This window comes from Burkholderiales bacterium (genome assembly GCA_013695435.1).
Lineage (GTDB): Bacteria > Pseudomonadota > Gammaproteobacteria > Burkholderiales > JACMKV01 > JACMKV01.
Map to the genome: position 1 here is coordinate 1 of JACDAM010000115.1, position 3,265 is coordinate 3,265.

The 3,265-nt window shown below is 62.8% G+C and carries 4 protein-coding genes; all 4 read right to left on the reverse strand.

Annotated features, from left to right (window positions below; translation table 11 throughout):
* The coding region (locus H0V78_06230; protein MBA2351378.1) for an acyl-CoA dehydrogenase family protein at nucleotides 1-941 on the reverse strand (941 nt) is incomplete at its 3' end.
* A gap of 23 nt (nucleotides 942-964) precedes the next feature.
* Nucleotides 965-2,041, reverse strand: coding sequence for a phosphotransferase (locus H0V78_06235; protein MBA2351379.1), 1,077 nt, complete (start codon nucleotides 2,039-2,041; stop codon nucleotides 965-967).
* 13 nt (nucleotides 2,042-2,054) lie between these two features.
* On the reverse strand, nucleotides 2,055-2,483 hold the full coding sequence (locus H0V78_06240) for a PaaI family thioesterase (GenBank protein MBA2351380.1): 429 nt from the start codon (nucleotides 2,481-2,483) through the stop codon (nucleotides 2,055-2,057).
* Nucleotides 2,484-2,519: 36 nt separating this feature from the next.
* On the reverse strand, nucleotides 2,520-3,224 hold the full coding sequence (locus H0V78_06245) for an SDR family oxidoreductase (protein ID MBA2351381.1): 705 nt from the start codon (nucleotides 3,222-3,224) through the stop codon (nucleotides 2,520-2,522).
* Nucleotides 3,225-3,265: the final 41 nt, after the last annotated feature.

Here is a 3,265-nt window from a genome sequence, read left to right on the forward strand (position 1 = left end):
AAGAGCCGCGCCTGATCGATCATGATGCGCGCCTCGGCGATCCGCTCGAGCGTCACCGTCTGCTCCGCCAGCGGCTTGCCGAACGCGACCCGCGCCTTCGCCCGCGCGCACATTTTCTCCAGCGCGCGCTCCGCGACGCCGACCAGACGCATGCAGTGGTGGATGCGTCCGGGGCCAAGGCGTCCTTGCGCGATTTCGAAGCCCCTCCCCTCGCCCAGCAAAATGTTTGCGACGGGGACGCGTACTTCGACGAAATCGATTTCCATGTGCCCATGCGGTGCGTCGTCGAAGCCGAATACCGGCAAATACCGCAAGATGTTCACGCCCGGCGTGTCGCGCGGGACGAGGATCATCGATTGCTGGCTGTGCTTCGAGGCTTGGACATCGGTCTTGCCCATGAAGATGAAGAGCTTGCAGCGCGGATCGCCGGCACCCGACGCCCACCACTTACGGCCGTTGATGACGTAGTCGCCGCCATCGCGCGCGATCGAACTCTGGATGTTGGTTGCGTCGGATGAAGCAACGCCGGGCTCGGTCATCGTGAAAGCCGAACGTATCGTGCCTGCGAGCAACGGTTCGAGCCACTGCGTTTTCTGCTCCGCGCTGCCGTAGCGCTCCAGCACTTCCATGTTGCCGGTGTCGGGTGCCCCACAATTGAACACCTCCGGCGCCCAGTGCACGCGGCCCATGATTTCGCAAAGGGGCGCGTATTCGGAGTTGCTGAGTCCCGCGCCTCGCGTCGATTCCGGCAGGAAGAGATTCCACAAACCGGCCGCCTTGGCCGCAGCTTTCAGCTCCTCGATGACTCGCGTGGGCTGCCAGCGCTCGCCCGCGGCGACCTCGGCGTCGAATCGGTGTTCGTTAGGATAGATGTGCTCGTCCATGAAGGTCGCAAGCTTCGCCTGCAACTGCCGCACCTTCGGGGAGTACTCGAAGTCCATGACCATCCTTCGCAATCAGCGTTTTAGTCTGCGGCGTGCATCTGCTCGACCTGCTTCCAACCGAGTTCTGCCATGGGCCGCGCGCGTCGGCCGGTCTCCAGTGCGAGCTCACTTGCGGCATTGCCGGCGACCGCACGCGCCATGACGCCCTGGAAAATCGCAGCCATGCGGAACATGTTGTAGGCGAGGCAGAAGCTCCAGTCCTTGGCGCTCGGCTTGGCCGCGACCCCGGTGCGGCGCAAGTACATGTCCAAATACTCATCCTCGGTGGGAATGCCAAGCGCCGCAAGATCGCAACCGCGCAAGCCGCGGAATTCGACTGACGAGAGCCGCCACGTCATCATGTGGTAGGAGAAGTCCGCCATCGGGTGACCAAGGGTCGACAGCTCCCAGTCGAGCACCGCCAGCACTCGTGGCTCAGTGGCGTGAAAGATCATGTTGTCAATGCGGTAATCGCCATGGACGATCGAGGTCGCCTCGTGGGCCGGAATGTTCTGCGGCAACCAGGCGATGAGATTGTCCATCGCGTCGATCTTCTCCGTTTCCGACGCTTTGTACTGCTTGCTCCAGCGATCGATCTGTCGCGCGAAATAGTTGCCGGGCCGGCCGTAATTGGCAAGACCGATGGCGGCGAAATCGACACAGTGGAGCGCCGCGATAACGCGGTTCATCTCGGCGAATATTCCGCGCCGTTCAGCTGGCGCCATGCCCGGTAACTGCGGGTCCCACAATATCCGGCCGTCGACCCAGTCCATGATGTAGAACATCGTGCCGATCACCGTATCGTCGGTGCACAGGCAGTAGGTCCGCGGCACCGGCACGGCCGAGCCCGCGAGTGCCGAGATCACTCGATACTCGCGATCGACGGCGTGCGCGGAAGGTAAGAGCACGCCGGAGGGTTTGCGCCGTAGAACGTACGATTTTCCCCCGGCTGTGAGCTTGAACGTCGGATTCGACTGGCCACCCTTGAACTGCTCGACCTTGAGCGAGCCGCTGAAGCCTTCGACGTGGGCGCGTAAGTAGCGCTCGAGCGCAACGACATCGAAGCGATGCGCGTCCGCAACCGGGCGCGTTCCCAGGTAATCGTCGAAATGGCCCATGCGAAAAGTCGTTTCACCCTTTCCGCGGCACCGCTTCGACGGGCCCGCGGCGATCATGGCGCAGCATGAACGTGCCGCTGGCCTTGGCGACCAATTTGCCCGCTTGGTCGCGCGCGTCGCCTTCGCAAAACGCGACTTGTCGGCCCAGATGAAGGCAGCGACCTTCGGCGATCAGTGTTCCTTGACCGGTTCCGATGAAGCTCGCCTTCATTTCGACGGTAATCGCGCCGTTGGCCGTCGCGTCGAGCGTGCGCGCGGCCAATGCCATCGCGATGTCGAGCAACGTCATGACCACACCGCCATGCGCGGCTTCATAGCTGTTCATCAATTCGGGGCGCAGATCGAGCTCTAACACCGCGCGGCCGCCGCCCTTCTCTTTCAACCTTACGCCGAGATGGCTCGCAAACGGAATGGTGCGGCCGAGCGCTTGTGCTATTTCCATTGCGGCTCGTTCCGTTGCCGGTTGCAAATGTTTGCGTTAGATGGCGGTAACGCCACCGTCGACAGCGACGATCTGTCCAGTGATGAACGAGCAAGCGTCGGAAGCAAACAGCGCGACCAGGCCCTTCAAGTCCTCCGGGCCTCCCAGACGCTTCAGCGGCGCCTTCTCGGCCGCTTCGTTTCCAACGAGCTCCAGAACGCCCTTGGTCATTTTGGTGGGAAAAAAACCGGGGGCGATCGCGTTGACATTGATGTTGTATTGCGCCCACTCAGCCGCGAGCGAGCGCGTGAAATTGACGACACCGCCTTTGCTTGTGTTGTAGGCGATGGTCGCCGGCCGGCCGGGATCGCCGCCACCGACAACGCCCAGGATCGAGGCAATGTTGATTACCTTGCCGCGGCGGCGCGGCACCATGCTCCGCCTGCCGACTTCCTGGCACGTGACGAACATCGCGGTCAAGTTCAGATTGATGACCTTGTGCCAGGCCTCCAACGGATGCTCAAGCGTCGCTGCGCCCCAAGTGGTCCCGGCGTTGTTCACCAGGATATCGATGGGACCCAGCGCCGCGATCGCTTGCTCGACCGCAGGCGCGATGGCGGCCGTGTTGGACATGTCGCACACCAGCGGCACCGCGGTGATCCCAAGAGCGGATTTAAGATGCGCCGCAGCCTGGTCGAGCTCATCCGCCTTGCGCGCGGTCAACGCGACCTTGGCGCCCATTTCACCTAACGCCTCGGCCATTTGCAAGCCGAGGCCGCGCGAACCGCCGGTGACCAGCGCTA